Origin of the sequence: Pseudomonas sp. LW8, from assembly GCF_041956865.1 — a bacterium.
Taxonomy (GTDB): Bacteria; Pseudomonadota; Gammaproteobacteria; order Pseudomonadales; family Pseudomonadaceae; genus Aquipseudomonas; species Aquipseudomonas siliginis.
On record NZ_CP168138.1, the window covers coordinates 3809931 to 3830580 of the forward strand.

A 20650-nucleotide genomic window follows, 5' to 3' on the forward strand; every position below is an offset into this window, starting at 1 on the left:
CAACTCGATACCTGTGGGAGCTGGCTTGCCAGCGATGGGGTCATCCAATATTGCGCAATCACTCAGGGCTCAACCCTTGGAAACCGGCAACGGCGCAAACAACGCCTCGATATCACTCTGTTCCAGTTTGAATCCGCCCGTCGTGCCACCCTCAAGCACCGCCCCGGCCAGCGCCGCTTTCTCCTGCTGCAACGCCTGGATCTTCTCTTCGACGGTGCCTTTGGCAATCAACTTGTAGACGAACACCGGATTGTTCTGCCCGATGCGATACGCCCGATCAGTCGCCTGATTCTCCACCGCCGGGTTCCACCAAGGATCGAAGTGAATCACCGTGTCTGCCGCCGTCAGGTTCAGACCAGTGCCCCCGGCCTTGAGGCTGATCAGGAACAACGGCACCTTGCCGCCCTGGAAATCCCTCACCGGCGTGCGCCGATCGGTGGTGTCGCCGGTCAGCAACGAGTAGGCAAGCCCGCGTTGCTGCAACTCCTGCTCGATCAGCGCCAGCATCGAGGTGAACTGCGAGAACAGCAGAATGCGCCGACCTTCGCCGAGCAATTCTTCGAGCATCTCCATCAGGCTGATCAGCTTGCCGCTGCCCGAGCGCAACGCCTTTGCCGTGAGCGGCATATTGACCAGGCGCAGATCGCAGCAGACCTGACGCAGCTTGAGCAGCGCATCGAGGATGATGATCTGACTGCGCGCCACGCCGCTGCGGGCGATTTCGTCGCGGACCTTTTTGTCCATCGCCACGCGCACCGTCTCATAGACGTCGCGCTGACCATCACTGAGTTCGACCCAGTGGATGATCTCGGTTTTCGGCGGCAACTCGGTGGCGACCTGATCCTTCTTGCGCCGCAGCAAAAACGGCTTGATGCGCGCGGTCAGGTGCTGCATGCGCTGCACATTGCCGTGCTTCTCGATCGGCGTGCGGTAATCGCGGTTGAAGGATTTGCTGTCGCCGAGCCAGCCGGGCATGAGGAAATGGAACTGCGACCACAGCTCACCGAGGTGGTTTTCCAGCGGCGTACCGCTCAAACACAAGCGCTGACGGGCCTGTAAGTCACGGGCGGCCTGGGCGGCTTTGCTCAGCGGGTTCTTGATGTTCTGCGCTTCGTCGAGAATCAGCACGCTCCACGGCTGCGGCTGCAAGATCTCCAGATCCCTGGGCAGCAATGCGTAAGTGGTTAGCACCAAGTCGTATTCGGCGAGATTGGCAAAGTCCTTCTGCCGCCCGGTCCCGTGCAGCGCCAGGACTTTCAACTGCGGCGTGAAGCGCTCGGCCTCGTCGAGCCAGTTGGGAATCAGGCTGGTCGGCATCACCGCCAGTGCCGGACAGTCCAGGCGCCCGGCGTGTTTTTCCGTGAGCAGATGCGCCAGGGTCTGCAGGGTTTTGCCCAGGCCCATGTCATCGCCCAGAATGCCGCCGACTTCCAGCTCGCGCAGGGTCTGCATCCAGTTCAAGCCTTCGAGCTGATACGGACGCAGTTGCGCGTTGAGGCCGGCCGGCGCAGCAATCTGGGCGTGACTGGAATTCTGCAGACGCTTGGCAAAAGTGCGCAGGCGTTCGCCGCCCTGCCAGTCCAGCGGTACGCCATCGAGCATACTCAGGCGTGCGGCGTCTGGAGCGGTCAAGCGCAGCGCATCGCCCTGGTGTCCGCCCAGATACAGCTCGCCCAGCGTCGCCATCAGCGGTTTGACCCGACTCAGCGGCAACGCGACTTTGGCGCCCGCCGGGTCGCCAAAACCGCTGGGCTTGAGCTCGATCAGGAGTTTTTCATCATCGCTGCGCTGCGCCAGATTGACCGGGTCGAGCAAGCGCGGCTGGGTCCGCAACAGGTGCAGAAGGATCGGCAGCAAGCTGTAGCGCTCGCCGTTGACGACGATACCCAACTGCAGATCAAACCACTGATGCGTAGCCTCTTCTTCAACCTCCGCGTACCACTGCTCAACCGGTTGTACATCGAAATGGAAACCGGGACTGATCTCGATTTTCCAATCTGCGGCGCGCAGCGTGGCCAGCCCTTCGTGCATGAACCCAAGCCAAGCGGAATCATCCGGCAAGGTAAACATCTCGCCGGGACGGTCCATTGCACTCTTGCGCGTGGCTTTCTTGAAGCCATGTTTTTGCAGGTTCTGGCGCAGCTTCTTTTCCAGCGCAGGTTGACGCTGAATGCGCTGGGTTTCGCTGCCGTTGAGGATCATCACTTCCGGGTTGCGATCCACCGCCGGATGACCGTTGTAGGTAAACAGCAGAGCGGCGCGGTGCTCCAGCACGTATTCCCAGCGCGAACGTTCCCGGCCGCTGACCAGGGTCAGTTGCGGCTGCGGCAGCACGTCATCGATGATCCGTTCGGTGAGTTTGTGCGGTGGCGCAATTTGGGTCGCCGCGCTCATGCGATGGCTGAACTGCATGGCCTGACGCGCCGGAATGTCTGGCGCCAGGGTCAAATGGCAGGCGAGTTTTTCTTCCAGCTCAGTGAACAGCGGGCCAACCTGGCGCTGCTCGCGATCAAGGTAATAAAGCGGCTCCAGCGCCAGCACGGTTTCCTGCGCGGCTTCGGCACTGCTCCATTGCGCGCGGAATCCGCCGTCAGCCTGCTCGGCCCAAGAGAACTGACCGACGCGTTTCGCCCCCGGTGTCAGCGCTCGCAGGTCTTCGAAGTCGAGGAACAGCCGCGAGGTACGCAGGAGCATTTCCAGCAGTTCGGCGCCACTGCTGCCTTCCAGCGGATAGCCGCTGTAATAGGCGTGATGGGAATGCATGGCGACCAACAGCCGGGCGATGCGCAGATCCAGCTCGGACAGGTAGCCGGGCTGGCGCATGAGCATTTCCGCGAGCGAGTACATCGGTTTGACCTCGCGTAACTCGCCGCTCTTGAGCTGGTAGACCTTGAAAATATCGAGCAGCCACTTGCCGTTCGCAGACGTCGGTTTGAGCTTGTAAAACAGACGCGTGCCTGCGGTTTGCGCACTTTCTTCAGCGGGCTTGGCCGGCACGGGAATTGTTGAAAGCCAATGCTCCAGCGCTCGTCCCAACGGGGTCTGCGCGTCACTTCCAGACGCATCCTCGCCAGTGCCCAGCAGGTGATAGAGCACCGCTGCGCTGTGCTTGCAGTCCAGTGCAACCGGACAGCTGCACAGGCATCGCAAGCTAACCGATCCCAACCGATCTTCTGACAGGTAAATGGTTTGCTCATACGCCTGAAGTTGCGATCCGACGCAGAACGCCTCTATCTTCCTGTCATCGATCTCGAGGATCTCTACCCGGTCATCGGCGGCATAAGCGCGGGCCTTGGCCAACGCCTTGCTACTGAATGCGTGGGTCCATGTCAGCCCTTTAAGCCGCTCGATGAAAATGCTCATGGACAGTCCTTAGCTGGCCAGCACTCGCGCCAACGTTGATTTCACCTTGCCCATGCCATCGTGCAGGGCCTGCTCGATTTCGGCCATGGTGATCACTTCGGTGGTCTTGCCGGCTGCAGGATTCACCACCAGCGCCAGACAGGCGTAATCCAGATCCAGCTCACGCGCCAGCGCCGCTTCCGGCATGCCGGTCATGCCGACGATGTCGCAGCCGTCACGCTCCAGTCGCACGATCTCGGCGACCGTTTCCAGACGCGGACCCTGGGTGCAGGCGTACACGCCTTGATCGCTGTATTCGCAGCCTTCGGCGGCGACCGCGGCAATCAGTTGCTGACGCAACGGTTCGCTGTAGGGAAAGCTGAAATCGATGTGGGTGACGTGCTCCAGATCATCGGCGAAATAGGTGTGCTCGCGCCCACTGGTGTAGTCGACGATCTGGTGCGGCACGCAGAAATGCCCGGTGCCCATGGCCGGATGAATACCGCCCACCGCGTTAACGGCGATGATCGCTTCGGCACCCGCCTGCTTCAACGCCCACAGGTTGGCGCGGTAGTTGACCTTGTGCGGCGGGAAACGATGGGGGTGACCGTGACGGGCGAGGAACAGCACTTCCTTGCCGGCGTATTCACCAATCTGCACCTCGGCCGAAGGCGCGCCGTACGGGGTGTCGACTGCCAGCGACTGGCGAATGCTCAGGCCTTCGAGCTGAGTCAGGCCAGTGCCACCGATGATTGCGTAAACGGTCATAACGAAAAAATCCTTAATCGATCAGTTGAGCGTCTTTGAGCGCGCCGAGGGCGGTGAGCCAACGCGGGTCCTGACGATAATCGGTGCTGGCGAAGGCCTGCCCGCGCATCTTCGCGATGCGCGCGGAAGGCTTGACCTTCATACGCTGGGCGGCACTCAACGCCAGCTCGGCTGCCGCGCGGTCGTTGCATACCAGGCCCATATCGCAACCGGCACTCAGCGCGGCTTCGATGCGGCTGGCAGCGTCGCCGACCACGTGAGCGCCGGCCATCGACAGATCATCGCTGAAGATCACGCCATCGAACTGCAACTCGCCGCGCAGAATCTCCTGCAGCCAGCGTCGGGAGAAACCGGCCGGCTGCGAGTCGACTTGCGGATAGATGACGTGGGCCGGCATGACGGCGGCCAGTTGTTTGCTGAGTTTGGCGAAGGGCACCAGATCATTGGCGCGGATCTCGTCGAGACTGCGCTCGTCGTTCGGGATCGCCACATGGGAGTCGGCTTCGGCCCAGCCGTGGCCTGGGAAATGTTTGCCGGTGGCGGCCATGCCGGCGCTGTTCATGCCGCGAATGAATGCACCGGCGAGTAAGGCGGCACGCTCGGGATCCCCTTCGAAGGAACGAGTGCCGACCACGGCGCTGCGCTGATAGTCCAGATCCAGCACCGGGGCGAAACTCAGGTCGAGCCCGACCGCCAACACTTCGGTGGCCATGATCCAGCCGCATTGCTCGGCGAGATACTCTGCATTCGGGTTATCGGCGATGGCACGCATCGCTGGCAGACGGACGAATCCCTGACGCAAACGCTGCACGCGCCCGCCTTCCTGATCAACCGCCAGCAGCAGATCCGGGCGAATCGCGCGGATCGCGGCGCTCAGTTCGCGTACCTGGCGTGGATGCTCGATATTGCGGGCGAAAATGATCAGGCCGCCCACTTCGGGCTGACGCAACAATTGGCGATCTTCGGCCGTCAGCCAGGTACCGGCGACGTCCACCATCAACGAGCCTTGCAGGCCAGCAGTCATAGAGATTCCTTGAAAACGAAAAACCCGATCTGCTTGCATTCGCTACCGTGGGCAATGCCCGGACGGTCAGCAGAATTCATGCAGATCGGGTTCAGTACGAGAGTCGGCATGGCCGGCTAGCTTAGCGGATACCAGCTGCCGCGCCCACCCGTGCGCGGTCAAACCTTGGCGGCGACCGGTATGGATTTGCTGCGCGGACGCAATTGCGCGCTGGCCATGGCTGTATCGGTGACGCCGGTTTCGGCGCGCATGCCGGCAGCGAGGAACGGCACCATCAGGCGCATGACCTGTTCGATGGAGGTATTGACGCCGAAATCGGTCTCGGCGATCGCGCGCAAGGCCTTGATCCCGGACATGCTGAACGCTGCGGCGCCGAGCATGAAGTGCACGCGCCAGAACAGCTCGATCGGTGGAATGCGTGGCGCCGCTTCGTTGACCAGCAGCATGTAGCGGCGGAACACTTTGCCATACATGTCTTCCAGATAACGTCGCAAGTGGCCCTGGCTCTGGCTGAACGCGAGGCCGAGCAAACGCATGAAGATCGACAGATCGTTACCGCTGCGAGGCTGCACGACGAGCGCTTGCTCGACGAGGATTTCCAGCAGCTCTTCGAGGGTCGGCTTGTTCTCAGGCTTGGCCTGACGGCGCTCCAGCTCTTTATCGAGGCTGACGCAGAACGGACCGAGGAAGCGCGAGAACACGGCCTGGATCAGCGCCTTTTTCGAGCCGAAGTGATAATTCACCGCAGCCAGATTGACGCCAGCCTTGCTGGTGATCAAACGCAATGAGGTTTCAGCGAATCCTTTCTCCGCGAACAACTGCTCGGCAGCATCAAGAATGCGTTCAACGGTTTCCGACTGGGCCATGGCTACTCCGCCTGACAAACACTTGTTTGAAACATACGTTTCAGCCTAAGCCTTGTCAAGCCTGCCGGTTCGTTTTGGGAATGGTCGGTCAGCTATTTAACCACACAAGGCGCCAGCATTAATAAGCGCCCTTCGCGACCGCTCGGCGGGCGGCAAAAAAACGCCCATTGCCAAGACCGCTTCACTGTATATAATCCCAGTCACTGTATAAAAAGACAGAGCGATCAATATGCTAAAGCTGACGCCACGCCAAGCCGAGATTCTGGCCTTCATCAAACGTTGCCTCGAAGACAACGGCTATCCGCCCACCCGTGCGGAAATCGCTCAGGAATTGGGTTTCAAATCGCCAAATGCGGCGGAAGAACATCTCAAGGCCCTGGCCCGCAAGGGCGCGATCGAGATGACCCCGGGCGCTTCCCGCGGCATTCGTATTCCCGGCTTCGAAGCCAAGGCCGACGACTCCACCCTGCCGATCATTGGCCGAGTGGCTGCCGGCGCGCCGATCCTCGCCCAGCAGCACATCGAAGAATCCTGCAACATCAACCCGACCTTCTTCCATCCTCGCGCCGACTACCTGTTGCGTGTGCACGGCATGAGCATGAAGGATATCGGCATCTTCGACGGCGACCTGCTGGCAGTGCATACCACCCGCGAAGCGCGTAACGGCCAGGTTGTGGTTGCGCGTATCGGCGACGAAGTGACGGTCAAACGCTTCAAGCGTGAAGGCAGCAAAGTCTGGCTGATTGCCGAGAACCCCGAGTTTGCCCCTATCGAAGTCGACCTGAAAGATCAGGAACTGGTGATCGAAGGCTTGAGTGTCGGCGTCATTCGCCGCTAAAGGAGGCTCCATGCAGTTCCCACACACACCTCAGCAAACACAACTGCCTTTATTTGAAGCGTTTCTGGCGCAACCGATTGCGCCGATCCTCAAAGACGTGGTCGAGCGTGACTGGAATGCCAAACCTGACGCCTTCAGTGAGCTATCACTGCGTGGTGCGGCCGGGAACTGCCTGAACCTGCTAGCGCCGATCCTCCGTGAATTGAGCGAGGATCAGGATGCGCGCTGGCTGACGCTGATCGCCCCACCCGCCAGCCTGACGCAAACCTGGCTGCGCGATGCCGGCCTGAACCGCGAACGCATCCTGCTGCTGCAACCGCGTGGCACGCAGAGTGCTCAGCAACTGGCGTGCGAAGCGTTGCGACTGGGTCGCAGCCACACCGTGGTGACCTGGCTAAACCCGTTGAATGCCAATTCACGGCAACAACTGATCAGCGCCGCGCGCACGGGCGAAGCTCAGAGCCTGAACATTCGTTTGGGTTGATTGTTGAGTAATGCGCGCTGTGTGAAGCGCAGGGCTTCTCCAAGGACAGAGAAGCCGATCTGAAGCGCAAGCGACCGAGAAAAGGCCAAAGCGTGGATCAATGAAGAACCCGCGGCCCCTCTTCCTTATCAAACTCGCCTTCAACCATACGACCTGCCATCTGCACGCCGACGCTCAACATCGCTTTGGCAATTTCAACGTGCTGGCCTTGCAGGAACGCCTTGGCATCCTCGGAGAAATCCAGCGTCACCAGAGAACCTTCGTCCTCGGCCCTGCGCAGTTCGATTCGGCCGTCTGGTAACTCGACAATTTCTAGAAAGGACGTTGGCATATAAGTCTGTTCTCCACGAAAGGCAGCGATTATATAGACATCATTCGAGCTTCGCTCGGGATCTTGACCAGCAGCATGTTTCAGATTGCCACTGCGCCAAACTACCTCAGCACTCGTTCAAGCCTTCACGGAAACGCAGGGCCAGACCTTTAAGGTTCTGCCGCCAGCTCTCCAGCTCGTCTCGACTGAGCTCTTCTGGCGCCTCTTCTTCATCAAGATTAATCGCTTGGATCAGCGGCTGCGTCACGTCGCCTTTCGGCTTGCGTGGCGCCCTCGGTGGCTGAAACAGTGCTGCGTGCGCCGCCAGCAGTTTCGCCAGCCAGGTTTCCGGATTACCGGCCAGCTCGACCATTTCGGCCAACTCCGGAATGGCGATCGACTCCAGCACTTCGCGCTTCAACAACTCCTCTGCCCTCGGCGAATTGGCCTGCGGCAGACGATAAAAACCGGCGATCTCATGACACAAGCCCAGCAGTGCGCCGTAGAGGTGGAACAACGCCGACTCACGCCCGGCCTGGATCAGCGCCAGAGAATTCATCGCCCGCCCTTCTTCAGCACGAGCCAGAGCTTCGAGTGACAGGCCGGCGAAATAGATCTTCTGGTTGGTGCGGGTATAGAGTTCGTGGGCCATGACGGCAGCCTCCACAACGAAATAATTGCTTCACACAGGCCCGGCAGTGTCATGGATCAGCCGATGCCAGCGCAAGCAAAAAACAAAAAGGCCGCATGAAAACCCGAAGGGTTCATGCGGCCTTTTTGCTGTTCAGACTAGCGCTTACTCAGCCTTGGCCTTTGCGCTGCGCTTGTCTTCAACAGTCCACTTGCCACCGTCGTAATACGCTTTCCAGCCTGTCGGCTTGCCGTCGACTTCGGTCTGTACGTATTGCTCCTTGGTCTTGCGGCTGTAGCGGATGACCGCTGGCAGACCGTCAGGATCCTTTTGCGGAGCCTCGCACAGGAAGTGGTACTTCGGATCGATCTCGTCCTTGTGCGGCAGAATCTCGATCACCAGCGGAGCGCGAGTCTCGCGGTTTTTCGGGAACTGACTGGCGGCCAGGAACAGACCGGACGCACCATCGCGCAAGATGTAGGTGTCGTTGACCTTTTCGCATTTCAGCTCAGGCATCTTCACCGGATCCATCTTCGGCGGCGCCGCGTCACCGCTCTTCAGCAACTTGCGGGTGTTCTTGCACTCAGGGTTGGTGCAACCGAAGAACTTGCCGAAACGGCCGGTCTTGAGCTGCATTTCGCTGCCGCACTTGTCGCATTCCAGGCTCGGACCTTCGTAGCCCTTGATGCGATAGCTGCCCTCTTCAATTTCGTAACCAGCGCAATCCGGGTTGTTGCCGCAGATGTGCAACTTGCGCTTTTCGTCCAGCAGGTAGGCGTCCATCGCCGTGCTGCAGATCGGGCAGCGATGCTTGCCACGCAGTACCAGCGATTCCGATTCGCCCTCGTCGTCCGCTGCGATTTCATCGCCCGGCACCAGGTTGACGGTGGCCTTGCAGCGCTCTTTCGGCGGCAGGCTGTAGCCCGAACAGCCGAGGAACACGCCAGTCGATGCGGTACGAATCTGCATCGGACGACCGCAGGTGGTGCACGGAATGTCAGTCATGACCGGCTGGTTGGCGCGCATGCCGCTGTCCGGGTTTTCCGCTACTTCAAGTTTCTTCTTGAAGTCGCCGTAGAACTCGTCCAGCACGTTTTTCCAGTCGCGCTCGCCCTGCGCCACGTCATCGAGGTTCTCTTCCATGCCGGCGGTGAAGCCGTAGTCCATGAGATTGGAGAAGCTCTCGGACAGACGCTCGGTGACGATGTCGCCCATCTTTTCCGAGTAGAAACGACGGTTGTGCAGGGTCACATAACCGCGATCCTGAATGGTCGAAATGATCGCAGCGTAAGTCGAAGGACGACCGATGCCGCGTTTTTCCATCTCCTTGACCAGACTGGCTTCGGAATAACGCGCCGGTGGCTTGGTGAAATGCTGCGACGGGTCAAGCTTGATCAGCTTCATCACATCGCCCTGGGCCATGTCAGGCAGCACGTCGTCATCGCCAGGCTTGGCAATCTGCGGCATCACCCGGGTGTAACCGTCGAACTTGAGGATACGGCCCTTGGCACGCAGCTCGAAGTCGCCAGCGCCGACGCTGACGGTGGTCGACAGGTATTGCGCCGGCAGCATCTGGCAGGCTAGGAACTGGCGCCAGATCAGCTCGTACAGACGCTCGGCATCGCGCTCCATACCCGCCAGCTTGCTCGGCGTGGTATTGGCGTCGGACGGACGAATCGCTTCGTGAGCCTCTTGCGCGCCTTCCTTGCTGCTGTAGACGTTCGGCGTTTCCGGCAGGTATTTCTTGCCGAATTCGTCTTCGATGTAGGTGCGCGCCATCGCCACGGCGTCGGCCGAGAGATTGGTCGAGTCGGTACGCATGTAAGTGATGTAGCCGGCTTCGTAAAGACGCTGGGCCATCATCATGGTTTTCTTCACGCCGAAACCAAGGCGGTTGCTCGCAGCCTGCTGCAAGGTCGACGTGATGAACGGCGCCGACGGCTTGCTGCTGGTCGGTTTGTCTTCGCGCTTGACGATGCTGTAGCTGGAAGACTTGAGCTTCTCCAGCGCAGCCATGGCCTGGGCTTCGTTCAGCGGCTTGAAGGCTTCGCCTTTTTCGCGAGCCACTTCGAAACGCACGGTCGAGCCTTTGGTGGTGCCGAGATCAGCGTGCACTTCCCAGTATTCTTCGGGATTGAACGCACGGATTTCACGCTCACGCTCGACTACCAGCTTCACCGCAACCGATTGCACGCGACCGGCGGACAGACCACGGGCGATCTTGGCCCACAGCAGCGGCGAGACCATGTAGCCGACGACGCGGTCGAGGAAGCGACGCGCCTGCTGGGCGTTGACACGATCAATGTCCAGCTCGCCCGGCTCGGAGAAGGCTTCCTGGATCGCCTTCTTGGTGATTTCGTTGAACACCACGCGCTTGTAACGGCTGTCGTCACCACCGATGGCTTCGCGCAGGTGCCAGGCAATGGCTTCCCCCTCGCGATCCAAGTCGGTTGCGAGATAGATGGTGTCAGCATCCTTGGCGAGCCGGCGCAGCTCTTCGATGACCTTTTCTTTGCCCGGGAGGATCTCGTACTGGGCTTTCCAGCCGTGTTCGGGATCGACGCCCATGCGCGAGACCAGCTGCTTGCGCGCTTTCTCTTTCGGCGAGAGCACCGGACCTTCGCCCGCAGCAGCCTTGCCGCGCTTGGCGGCTGGCTCTTTGCTGGCGCTAGCCGAACCGCTGGTGGGCAGGTCTCGGATATGGCCGATACTCGACTTCACCACGTATTGGTTACCCAGATACTTGTTGATGGTCTTGGCCTTAGCCGGGGATTCCACAATGACCAGCGATTTGCCCATGGATCAGAAAATTCCTGAATTCTAGAAGTGAAAGGCGGTTGGCGCCTGACGCGGCACCGCTATATATAGTTGATACAAGGTGAGGTCAAGCGCAGGGTTGTCTGCGCAGTCGCCTCATGCCTTGTCAAAAAGGCTCGGTTCGGCTTGCACCAAAGCAAAGCGCGGCACCTGCTCGCCGTCAACCTCGACTGACTCGACGAACATGCTCAGCGGGCGCACCCAATAGCCGTAATCGCCATACAGGGCTTGGTAAAAGACCACTTCTTCTTCGGTTTCGGAATGCCGCGCAACACTGAATACACGGTATTGCGGACCTTTGTAATGTTGGTAGAGCCCAGGTTGTATCGGCATGCTTCGGCCCTCACTGAAATCTTTTCAAAAATAAATAAAAAACCCAAAAACAAAAACCGGGGCACTGGGCCCCGGCTTCCATCGACGAGACGCTTAAACGCGTTCGAAGACGGTGGAGATGCCTTGGCCGAGACCAATGCACATAGTGGCCACCCCGAAGGTGCCGCTATTCTGCTTCATCACGTTCAACAGGGTGCCGGAAATACGCGCACCGGAGCAACCGAACGGGTGACCCAGGGCGATCGCGCCGCCGTGCAGGTTAACCTTCTCGTTCATCTTGTCGAGCACTTTCAGATCTTTCAGCACTGGCAGAGCCTGTGCGGCGAAAGCTTCGTTGAGCTCGAAGAAGTCGATATCGTTGATGCCAAGGCCTGCGCGCTTCAGGGCTTTTTGTGTTGCCGGCACTGGACCATAGCCCATGATTGCCGGATCCACACCTGCCACTGCCATCGAACGGATCACCGCCATAGGCTGGATACCCAGGTCCTGTGCACGCTGCGCCGACATCACGATCATGCACGAAGCACCGTCAGTGATCTGCGACGAAGTACCAGCAGTCACGGTGCCGCCCTTCGGATTGAATGCCGGCTTGAGCGCCGCCAGACTTTCCAGGGTGGTTTCCGGACGAATGGTTTCGTCGTAGTCGTACAGTTTCAGGAAACCGTTCTCGTCGTAACCCTGCATCGGGATGATTTCGTCCTTGAACTTGCCTTCCACGGTTGCCTTGTGGGCCAACTGGTGGGAACGCACGCCAAAGGCATCCTGCTGCTCACGGGTGATGCCGTGCATCTTGCCGAGCATTTCCGCGGTCAGGCCCATCATGCCCGAGGCTTTCGCCGCATACAGCGACATGTGCGGGTTCGGATCGACACCGTGCATCATGCTCACGTGGCCCATGTGCTCGACGCCGCCGACCACGAACACGTCACCGTTGCCGGTCATGATCGCTTGCGCAGCAGTGTGCAGCGCGCTCATCGACGAACCGCACAGACGGCTGACGGTCTGGCCGGCCGAAGTGTGCGGAATCTGGGTCATCAGCGACGCCATGCGCGCGATGTTCCAGCCCTGCTCCAGGGTCTGGTTGACGCAGCCCCAGATCACGTCCTCGACTTCCGCCGGGTCGACCTTGCTGTTGCGTTCCAGCAGTTTGCTGATCAGGTGCGCCGACATGTCTTCAGCGCGGGTGTTGCGGTGCATGCCGCCCTTGGAGCGGCCCATCGGAGTACGACCGAAGTCGACAATCACGACGTCTCTAGGATTCAAGCTCATAAGTTCACTCTCACTCTAGTTGGGGGCGCTTAACCGAAGAAGCTCTGGCCGTTCTTGGCCATTTCGCGCAGCTTCGCGGTCGGGTGGTACAGCGCGCCCAAATCAGCGTACTGGTCAGCCAGGGCAACGAACTCGGCAACACCGATCGAATCGATGTAGCGCAGCGCACCGCCACGGAATGGAGGGAAACCGATACCGTAAACCAGACCCATGTCGGCTTCGGCGGCGGTTTCAACGATGCCGTCTTCCAGGCAGCGCACGGTTTCCAGGCACAGCGGGATCATCATCCAGTTGATGATGTCTTCGTCAGTGACTTCGCGCTGCTCGTAAACGATCGGCTTGAGCACTTCGAGTACCGACGGATCGGCGACTTTCTTCTGCTTGCCTTTCTTGTCGGCCTCGTAGGCGTAGAAGCCCTTGCCGTTCTTCTGGCCCAGGCGCTTGGCTTCGTACAGCACGTCGATGGCCGAACGACGGTCATCCTTCATGCGGTCCGGGAAACCTTCAGCCATGACGTCGCGACCGTGGTGACCGGTGTCGATGCCGACCACGTCCATCAGGTAAGCCGGGCCCATTGGCCAGCCGAATTTTTCCATCACTTTGTCGATGCGAACGAAGTCGACACCGGCGCTGACCAGCTTGGCGAAACCGCCGAAGTACGGGAACAGCACGCGGTTGACCAAAAAGCCCGGGCAGTCATTGACGACAATCGGGTTCTTGCCCATTTTCTTCGCGTAGGCAACGGTGGTGGCGATCGCCAGTTCACTGGACTTCTCGCCACGGATCACTTCCACCAGCGGCATCATGTGCACCGGGTTGAAGAAGTGCATGCCGACGAAGTTTTCCGGACGCTTGAGGGCCTTGGCCAGCAGGCTGATGGAAATGGTCGAGGTGTTGGACGCGAGGATGGTGTCCTCTTTGACCTTGTCTTCGACTTCAGCCAGTACCGCTTGCTTGACCTTCGGGTTTTCGACCACAGCTTCGACGACCAGATCGACGTGACCGAAGTCGCCGTAGGACAGGGTCGGACGAATGCCGTTGAGCACTTCAGCCATCTTCGCCGCGGTCATGCGACCCTTGTCAACGCGGCCGACCAGCAGCTTGGCGGCTTCGGCCAGACCCTGCTCGATACCGTGCTCGTTGATGTCCTTCATCAGGATCGGCGTGCCTTTGGAGGCCGACTGATAAGCGATACCGCCACCCATGATGCCGGCGCCGAGTACGGCAGCCTGCTTCACGTCCTTGGCGATTTCGTCATAGGCCTTGGCCTTTTTCTTCAATTCCTGATCGTTCAGGAACAGGCCGATCAGGCTCTGCGCAGCAGAGGTCTTGGCCAGCTTGACGAAGCCTGCAGCTTCCACTTCCAGTGCCTTGTCGCGACCGAAGTTCGCGGCTTTCTGGATGGTCTTGATCGCTTCAACCGGCGCCGGGTAGTTCGGGCCGGCCTGGCCAGCCACGAAACCTTTGGCGGTTTCGAAAGCCATCATTTGCTCAATGGCGTTCAACTTGAGTTTTTCAAGTTTCGGCTGACGCTTGGCTTTGTAATCGAACTCACCGGAGATGGCGCGCTTGATCAGTTCAAGGGCAGCTTCCTGCAGCTTCTCTGGAGCAACCACGGCGTCGACGGCGCTGACTTTCAGGGCGTCTTCAGGACGGTTTTCCTTGCCGGCGGCAATCCACTCGATGGCGTTGTCGACACCGATCAGGCGTGGCAGACGCACAGTACCGCCGAAGCCTGGGTAGATGCCCAGTTTGACTTCCGGCAGACCGATCTTTGCCTTGGTGGACATGACGCGATAGTCGGCCGCCAGGCACATTTCCAGACCGCCACCGAGGGCGATGCCGTTGATGGCCGCGACGGTCGGCACGTTGAGGTCTTCGAAATCGCTGAAGATCTTGTTGGCTTCGAGATTGCCTGCAACCAGCTCGGCATCCGGCAGCTTGAAGTTGTCGACAAATTCGGTGATGTCGGCGCCGACGATGAACACGTCCTTGCCGCTGCTGACGATCACGCCCTTGATCGAAGCATCTGCCTTGATGGTGTCTACGGCCTGACGCAGTTCGTTCAGGGTTAGACGGTTGAACTTGTTGACGGACTCACCCTTGAGGTCGAATTTCAATTCGACGATGCCACTTTCAAGAGCTTTAACCGTGATGGCTTTACCTTCGTAAATCATCAACTGATCTCCACGATATGGAAGCTGAACAGTACACGTCGGACGCAGGCTTATGGCTCAGAAGGACGCTTTGTTCGTCGATGCTGACACCTGTCCGCCTGGCACACCCGCCAACGCGATAGTCGGGATTCTGTAGGAGCAGTCTGTAAGACAAACGCTCAATTCATACGCCCGTTTGATTCGGGTACGTCACCTTCACGGAATTTCAGACAATTGTCAATCGCCCTAAATTCGGGCTGAAATGCGACTTTGCGGTCATTTCTGCACCATGATGAGCAGCAACACCCGTCTCGATGTTGAGCCATTCATAGAATCAATAGTTAGAAAAGTCGCCCTAATTTCCGCCGAGCCCTGTTCAGAAGGCTACGCTGGGTGGACTGCGAGGAAATTTGCCGAGGCGATCAAAGCGCCTGCCGCAAAAAAAGTTACCGGCCTGCCTGGCCAATCCGCCCGACGAATCATGTCGGGCTTTTTATTGCGCGTCTGCCGGACGTTTCACACCGTTGCAGTGAGAAAAGTCCGCGCATCACGCCAGTGCTTTCAGGGTCGCGTCGATATCCTGCAGAACCGTCGCCTCGCCCTTCTCGCCCCAGTACAAGGCGATCATCTGCTTGTCCGCTTCGATCTTGAAAACATTGCCCGGCAATTTTTCGAAATAATCGAGCAGGATCCGGTCATCGCAGACTTCTTGCCATTGATTGACCCACACGCCCGGGGTTTTCTGCCAATAGGTCCAGCACGCCGGTTGACTGCCACGCCGGGGTCGGTGGTACTGGGCGCAGGGATTCGGCGGCTCCGGCAGCAGCCAGTGCGGCCACTCCTGCGGCGCCAGCTGCATGGCCAGGCCGATGCGTCGCGCCTCCATGCGCAGGGCCATGCGCCCGCTCTGCGTTCGCGATGGGCGCAACCATGCCAGCGGACTTAAAACTACCAGCAGGATTGACACCACCAGCCAGACCGTCATATCTGTACTCCCGATTTTTGATGAGCCCATTGTGTCACTTGCGAACCAATGCGCTTGAAACCAGCCATACTTACCAATATCGAACCCTCAGGAGGAGCACCTCATGCCCTACCACCACATACTGGTCGCCGTAGATTTGACCGAAGAGTGCGACCCTGTGATCCACCGCGCCCGCGAGCTGTCGGTGAGCAACGCTGCCAAGTTGTCGCTGGTGCATATCGTTGAACCGATGGCCATGGCCTTCGGTGGCGACGTGCCAATGGACCTGTCACAACTGCAACAACAGCAGTTCGATCAGGCCAAGGAGCGTCTTGAAAAACTCAAATCGAAATACCCCGAGCTCGAAGGCGCCAATTGCCATCTGACCTACGGCCAGCCACGCCAGGAAATCCATCATTTCGCCAAGGAACAAGCGTGCGATCTGATCGTGGTCGGAAGCCATGGCCGTCATGGCTTGGCACTGCTGCTCGGCTCGACCGCGAATGACGTGCTGCACGGTGCGCCATGCGATGTGCTGGCGGTACACCTGGTCAAACGCTGATCTGTCTTGCTCTTTGTGGGAGCGAGCCTGCTCGCGAATACGTCGGCACATTCAATATGAGTGCCGCCTGACACACGGCTTTCGCGAGCAGGCTCGTTCCCACAGTTGACCTGCTCCAGCCTGTAGATCGCGTTACATATGAAAAGCCCGGCGCTCATCACTGAGCGCCGGGCTTTTTCACATCAGGAGCAATCAGGCATCCAGCTCGGCCCAACGCTCCACCAACGCATCCAGCTCGGCCTGCAATTGCTCCAGCGAAGCAATCACCTTGGCCGTTTCCGCCGGCGGACGCTTATAGAAACCGGCTTCAGCCATTTCCGCTTCAACCGCGGCGATTTGCTGCTCCTTGGCGTCGATGTCGCCCGGCAAGGCTTCCAGCTCACGCTGCAGCTTGTAGCTGAGTTTCTTCTTGGCAACCGGAGCGGCAGCCGCAGGCGCAGCCACCGGAGCCGGCTCAGCGCTAACCACCGCCGAGTTCAGGTCAGCCTTGCCCGACTTGCTTTCAGTCACGCCCAACAGACGCGGCGAACCGCCCTGACGGATCCAGTCCTGATAGCCGCCGACGTATTCACGAACCTTGCCTTCACCTTCGAAGACCAGGGTGCTGGTCACCACGTTATCGAGGAATGCCCGGTCGTGGCTGACCATCAGCACGGTGCCGTTGAAAGTCAGCAGCACTTCTTCGAGCAGCTCGAGAGTTTCCACATCGAGGTCGTTGGTCGGTTCGTCGAGCACCAGCAGGTTCGCCGGTTTGCTGAACAGCTTCGCCAGCAACAGACGCGCACGTTCACCACCCGACAACGCCTTGACCGGCGTGCGTGCACGCTGCGGGCTGAACAGGAAGTCGCCGAGATAGCTCAGCACGTGACGGCTCTGCCCGTCGATGTCGATGAAGTCGCGACCTTCGGCGACGTTGTCGATCACGGTTTTTTCCAGATCCAGCTGATGGCGCAACTGGTCGAAGTACGCCACGTCGATCCGGGTGCCCTCTTCCACTTTACCGCTGGTCGGTTGCAGACCGCTGAGCATCAGTTTCAACAGGGTGGTCTTGCCGGTACCGTTGGCGCCGAGCAGACCGATACGGTCGCCGCGCTGCAGGACCATGGAGAAATCCTTGATCAGGAACGGCCCGCCCGGATGCGCGAAGCTCACGTTCTCGAGGACCATCACCTGCTTGCCGGATTTGTCCGCGGTTTCCAGCTGGATGTTGGCCTTGCCGGTACGCTCGCGACGCTCACTGCGCTCAACGCGCAGGGCTTTCAGAGCGCGCACACGACCTTCGTTACGAGTGCGGCGGGCCTTGATGCCCTGACGGATCCACACCTCTTCCTGAGCCAGACGCTTGTCGAACAGCGCGTTGGCGGTTTCTTCAGCGGCCAGCGCAGCTTCTTTGTGCACGAGGAAACTGGCGTAGTCGCCGTTCCAGTCGATCAGCCCACCGCGATCCAGTTCGAGGATGCGCGTGGCGAGGTTTTGCAGGAAGGAACGGTCGTGCGTGATGAACAGCACGGCGCCCTGGAAATCTTTCAGCGCCTCTTCGAGCCAGGCAATCGCACCGATGTCCAGGTGGTTGGTCGGTTCGTCGAGCAGCAGCAGATCCGGTTCGGACACCAGCGCCTGCGCCAGCAGCACGCGACGACGCCAGCCGCCGGAGAGTTCGGCGAGAGTCTTGTCGGCCGGCAGTTGCAGACGGCTCAGGGTGCTGTCGACCAGCGTTTGAAGGCGCCAGCCATCACGGGCTTCGAGGTCGTGCTGAACGTGCATCAGCTTGTCCAGATCGGCGTCGGTGACGATGTTCTGGCTCAGGTGATGATATTCGGCGAGCAAGGCGCCAACACCATCGAGGCCTTCAGCCACCACGTCGAATACCGTCCGGTCGTCGGCAACTGGCAATTCTTGCGGCAATTCGCCGATTTTCAGACCGGGGGCACGCCACACCGAGCCGTCATCGGGCTTCTGGTCGCCCTTGACCAGTTTCATCATGCTGGACTTGCCAGTGCCATTGCGGCCGATGATGCACACCCGCTCACCACGGGCGATCTGCCAGGACACCTTGTCCAACAACGGCATAGCGCCGAACGCAAGGGACACATCGCTGAATTTGAGCAGGGTCATGAGCTTCTCCAAAAACCGGGCGCGCATTCTACCTGACTTGAGGCTTCAGCAGGCCGGCAATTTGTCTGTCGAAGCACTCTGCACGACTTTTGTTGCGAACTTGTGCAGCGAGGCTCGCAAAGCTTTCGCCGCTTGCTGGCAAAAGGCTAAGCTACAGTCAATTCAGTGCGGATTCCGATCGGCACTTGTCATGATTTCTCTGCCCGGATGTCTCATGCGCAGTCGCCTTTTCAGTGTTTTGTCCTGCTTGTTTCTTACCGCCGCTGCCGCTCAATCCGTCCAGGCGGTGGACTTGTCCACCCAACGCCAGTATTACGATGAAGCCAAGCGCGCCTTGGCCAAGGGTGATACCGGCCCGTATTTCCGTTACAGCCAGGCGCTGGCCGATTATCCGCTGGAACCGTACTTGGCCTACGACGAATTGACCGCGCGTCTGAAGACCGCGAGCAACGCAGAGATCGAGAAATTTCTCGCCGAGCACGGTGATCTGCCCCAGGCCAACTGGATGAAGCTGCGCTGGTTGCGCTGGCTCGCCGACCGTGGCGACTGGGCGACCTTCGTCAAATATTACGATCCGAAGCTGAATTTCACTGAGCTCGACTGCCTCAACGCGCAATACCAAATCAGCCACGACAAGAAGGCTGAAGGCTATGCGAACGCAGAAAAACTCTGGCTGACCGGCAAATCGCAACCCGCCGCCTGTGACGCGCTGTTCGGCATCTGGGCTGCCGACGGCCAGCTTACCGAGCAGAAACGTTGGGAGCGCACCAAACTTGCTGCGCAGGCACGCAACTATCCGCTGGCCAACAGCCTGATCAACGGCCTGACCACCCTCGCCCCGCGCGGTCGTTTGCTGGTCGACGTGGCGCAGAAACCCGAATTGCTCAATCAGCCGTCGCGCTTCACCCCGGCCGACGAGCCGATGTCAGACGTCGTCAGCCTCGGCTTGCGCCGCCTCGCTCGGCAGGATCCGGACAAGGCCATGGCTTTGCTCGACGGTTACGCCAGCAGCATGCATTTCTCTCGCGATGAGAAGGTCGCGATCGCTCGCGAGATCGGCCTGACCCTCGCGCGCCGCTTCGACAGCCGCGCGCTGGACGTGATGACCAAATACGATCCGGAGCTGCGCGACAACACCGTCTCGGAATGGCGCCTGCGCCTGCTGCTGCGTCTGGCACGCTGGAACGATGCCTACGAATTGACCAAACGTCTGCCGCAAGACCTGGCCACCACCAACCGTTGGCGCTATTGGCAGGCGCGCAGTCTGGAACTGGCCGAGCCACAAAACCCGCAAGCGCTGACCCTGTACAAGAATCTGGCGCGGGAACGAGACTTCTACGGCTTCCTCGCCGCAGACCGTTCACAGTCGCCTTACTCGCTGAACAACAAGCCGCTGGTGCTCAGCCAGGCGTTGATCAACAAGGTTCGTAACACCCCCGGCGTGCGGCGCGCGCTGGAGTTTCATGCACGCGGGCAGATCGTCGACGGGCGTCGCGAGTGGTATCACGTCAGCCGTCATTTCAACCGCGATGAAATGGTCGCCCAGGCCAAACTGGCCTACGACCTGAAATGGTACTTCCCGGCGATTCGCACCATCAGTCAGGCGCAGTACTGGGACGATCTGGACATCCGCTTCCCGATGGCTCACCGCGATACCCTCGTGCGTGAAGCCAAGGTTCGCGGCCTGCATTCGAGCTGGGTGTTCGCCATCACCCGACAGGAAAGCGCGTTCATGGACGACGCGCGCTCCGGCGTCGGCGCCAGCGGTCTGATGCAACTGATGCCAGCCACCGCCAAGGAAACCGCGCGCAAATTCAGCATCCCCCTGGCTTCGCCGCAGCAGGTGCTCAATCCAGACAAGAACATTCAGCTCGGCGCCGCTTACCTCAGCCAGGTGCACAGCCAGTTCAACGGCAACCGCGTGCTCGCCTCCGCCGCTTATAACGCCGGGCCAGGCCGCGTGCGTCAGTGGCTGCGCGGCGCTGATCACCTGAGTTTCGACGTCTGGGTGGAAAGCATCCCGTTCGACGAAACCCGTCAATACGTGCAGAACGTGTTGTCCTACTCGGTGATCTACGGGCAAAAACTCAACTCGCCGCAACCGCTGGTGGATTGGCATGAGCGGTATTTTGACGATCAGTAATCACCAGGCTGACGCCGAATCATGAAAA

16 protein-coding genes are annotated in these 20650 nt (G+C 59.7%); 4 read left to right on the forward strand and 12 right to left on the reverse strand.

All coding sequences use genetic code 11. The features are described from left to right. Window positions 1-69 precede the first annotated feature (69 nt). From AB9L16_RS17195 to AB9L16_RS17210, 4 genes are all read right to left on the reverse strand, one after another. Window positions 70-3363 carry an SNF2-related protein gene (locus AB9L16_RS17195; protein WP_375122451.1) on the reverse strand — a complete coding sequence of 1098 codons (3294 nt, stop codon included), beginning with the start codon at window positions 3361-3363 and terminating at the stop codon, window positions 70-72. Between the two features lie 9 nt (window positions 3364-3372). Next, window positions 3373-4110, reverse strand: a complete 738-nt coding sequence (locus AB9L16_RS17200) for an S-methyl-5'-thioinosine phosphorylase (protein ID WP_016775487.1) — start codon at window positions 4108-4110, stop codon at window positions 3373-3375. 13 nt (window positions 4111-4123) lie between these two features. Continuing rightward, the gene (gene nagZ / locus AB9L16_RS17205; protein WP_236169425.1) at window positions 4124-5122 is read right to left on the reverse strand and encodes a beta-N-acetylhexosaminidase; all 999 of its coding nucleotides are present in this window, start codon (window positions 5120-5122) and stop codon (window positions 4124-4126) included. Between the two features lie 170 nt (window positions 5123-5292). After that, window positions 5293-6000 carry a TetR/AcrR family transcriptional regulator gene (locus tag AB9L16_RS17210; protein ID WP_056791523.1) on the reverse strand — a complete coding sequence of 236 codons (708 nt, stop codon included), beginning with the start codon at window positions 5998-6000 and terminating at the stop codon, window positions 5293-5295. A 229-nt stretch (window positions 6001-6229) separates the two neighbouring features. On the opposite strand from AB9L16_RS17210, the gene lexA reads away from it, so the two are divergent. Further along, window positions 6230-6838 carry a transcriptional repressor LexA gene (lexA, locus tag AB9L16_RS17215; RefSeq protein WP_016775490.1) on the forward strand — a complete coding sequence of 203 codons (609 nt, stop codon included), beginning with the start codon at window positions 6230-6232 and terminating at the stop codon, window positions 6836-6838. A 10-nt stretch (window positions 6839-6848) separates the two neighbouring features. Further along, window positions 6849-7322: an SOS-induced cell division inhibitor SulA gene (gene sulA / locus AB9L16_RS17220; RefSeq protein WP_041477346.1), complete on the forward strand. Its 474-nt coding sequence runs from the start codon at window positions 6849-6851 to the stop codon at window positions 7320-7322. Between the two features lie 97 nt (window positions 7323-7419). Here the strand turns inward: sulA and AB9L16_RS17225 are convergent, their stop codons facing one another. The 7 genes from AB9L16_RS17225 to AB9L16_RS17255 form a co-directional block, all read right to left on the reverse strand. Beyond that, on the reverse strand, window positions 7420-7653 hold the full coding sequence (locus tag AB9L16_RS17225; protein ID WP_003226592.1) for a hypothetical protein: 234 nt from the start codon (window positions 7651-7653) through the stop codon (window positions 7420-7422). Window positions 7654-7759: 106 nt separating this feature from the next. Beyond that, window positions 7760-8284 carry a DUF6586 family protein gene (locus AB9L16_RS17230; protein ID WP_041477347.1) on the reverse strand — a complete coding sequence of 175 codons (525 nt, stop codon included), beginning with the start codon at window positions 8282-8284 and terminating at the stop codon, window positions 7760-7762. A gap of 144 nt (window positions 8285-8428) precedes the next feature. Continuing rightward, complete coding sequence (gene topA, locus AB9L16_RS17235) at window positions 8429-11062, reverse strand: type I DNA topoisomerase (RefSeq protein WP_041477349.1); 2634 nt, start codon at window positions 11060-11062, stop codon at window positions 8429-8431. A gap of 114 nt (window positions 11063-11176) precedes the next feature. Next, complete coding sequence (locus AB9L16_RS17240; RefSeq protein ID WP_133340511.1) at window positions 11177-11413, reverse strand: DUF1653 domain-containing protein; 237 nt, start codon at window positions 11411-11413, stop codon at window positions 11177-11179. Window positions 11414-11506: 93 nt separating this feature from the next. Next, a complete protein-coding gene (gene fadA, locus AB9L16_RS17245) occupies window positions 11507-12682 on the reverse strand; it encodes an acetyl-CoA C-acyltransferase FadA (RefSeq protein ID WP_016775495.1) in 1176 nt (391 codons plus the stop codon). A 29-nt stretch (window positions 12683-12711) separates the two neighbouring features. Further along, window positions 12712-14859, reverse strand: coding sequence for a fatty acid oxidation complex subunit alpha FadB (gene fadB, locus AB9L16_RS17250; RefSeq protein ID WP_024013640.1), 2148 nt, complete (start codon window positions 14857-14859; stop codon window positions 12712-12714). Window positions 14860-15385: 526 nt separating this feature from the next. Next, on the reverse strand, window positions 15386-15823 hold the full coding sequence (locus tag AB9L16_RS17255; protein WP_041477352.1) for a hypothetical protein: 438 nt from the start codon (window positions 15821-15823) through the stop codon (window positions 15386-15388). Between the two features lie 103 nt (window positions 15824-15926). Between AB9L16_RS17255 and AB9L16_RS17260 the strand changes: the two genes are divergently transcribed. Next, window positions 15927-16364, forward strand: coding sequence for a universal stress protein (locus AB9L16_RS17260; protein WP_016775498.1), 438 nt, complete (start codon window positions 15927-15929; stop codon window positions 16362-16364). Between the two features lie 192 nt (window positions 16365-16556). Here the strand turns inward: AB9L16_RS17260 and AB9L16_RS17265 are convergent, their stop codons facing one another. Then, window positions 16557-18479 carry an ATP-binding cassette domain-containing protein gene (locus AB9L16_RS17265; protein ID WP_375122452.1) on the reverse strand — a complete coding sequence of 641 codons (1923 nt, stop codon included), beginning with the start codon at window positions 18477-18479 and terminating at the stop codon, window positions 16557-16559. 214 nt (window positions 18480-18693) lie between these two features. On the opposite strand from AB9L16_RS17265, the gene AB9L16_RS17270 reads away from it, so the two are divergent. Then, window positions 18694-20622, forward strand: coding sequence for a transglycosylase SLT domain-containing protein (locus AB9L16_RS17270; RefSeq protein WP_095182358.1), 1929 nt, complete (start codon window positions 18694-18696; stop codon window positions 20620-20622). The last annotated feature ends 28 nt before the right edge of the window (window positions 20623-20650 follow it).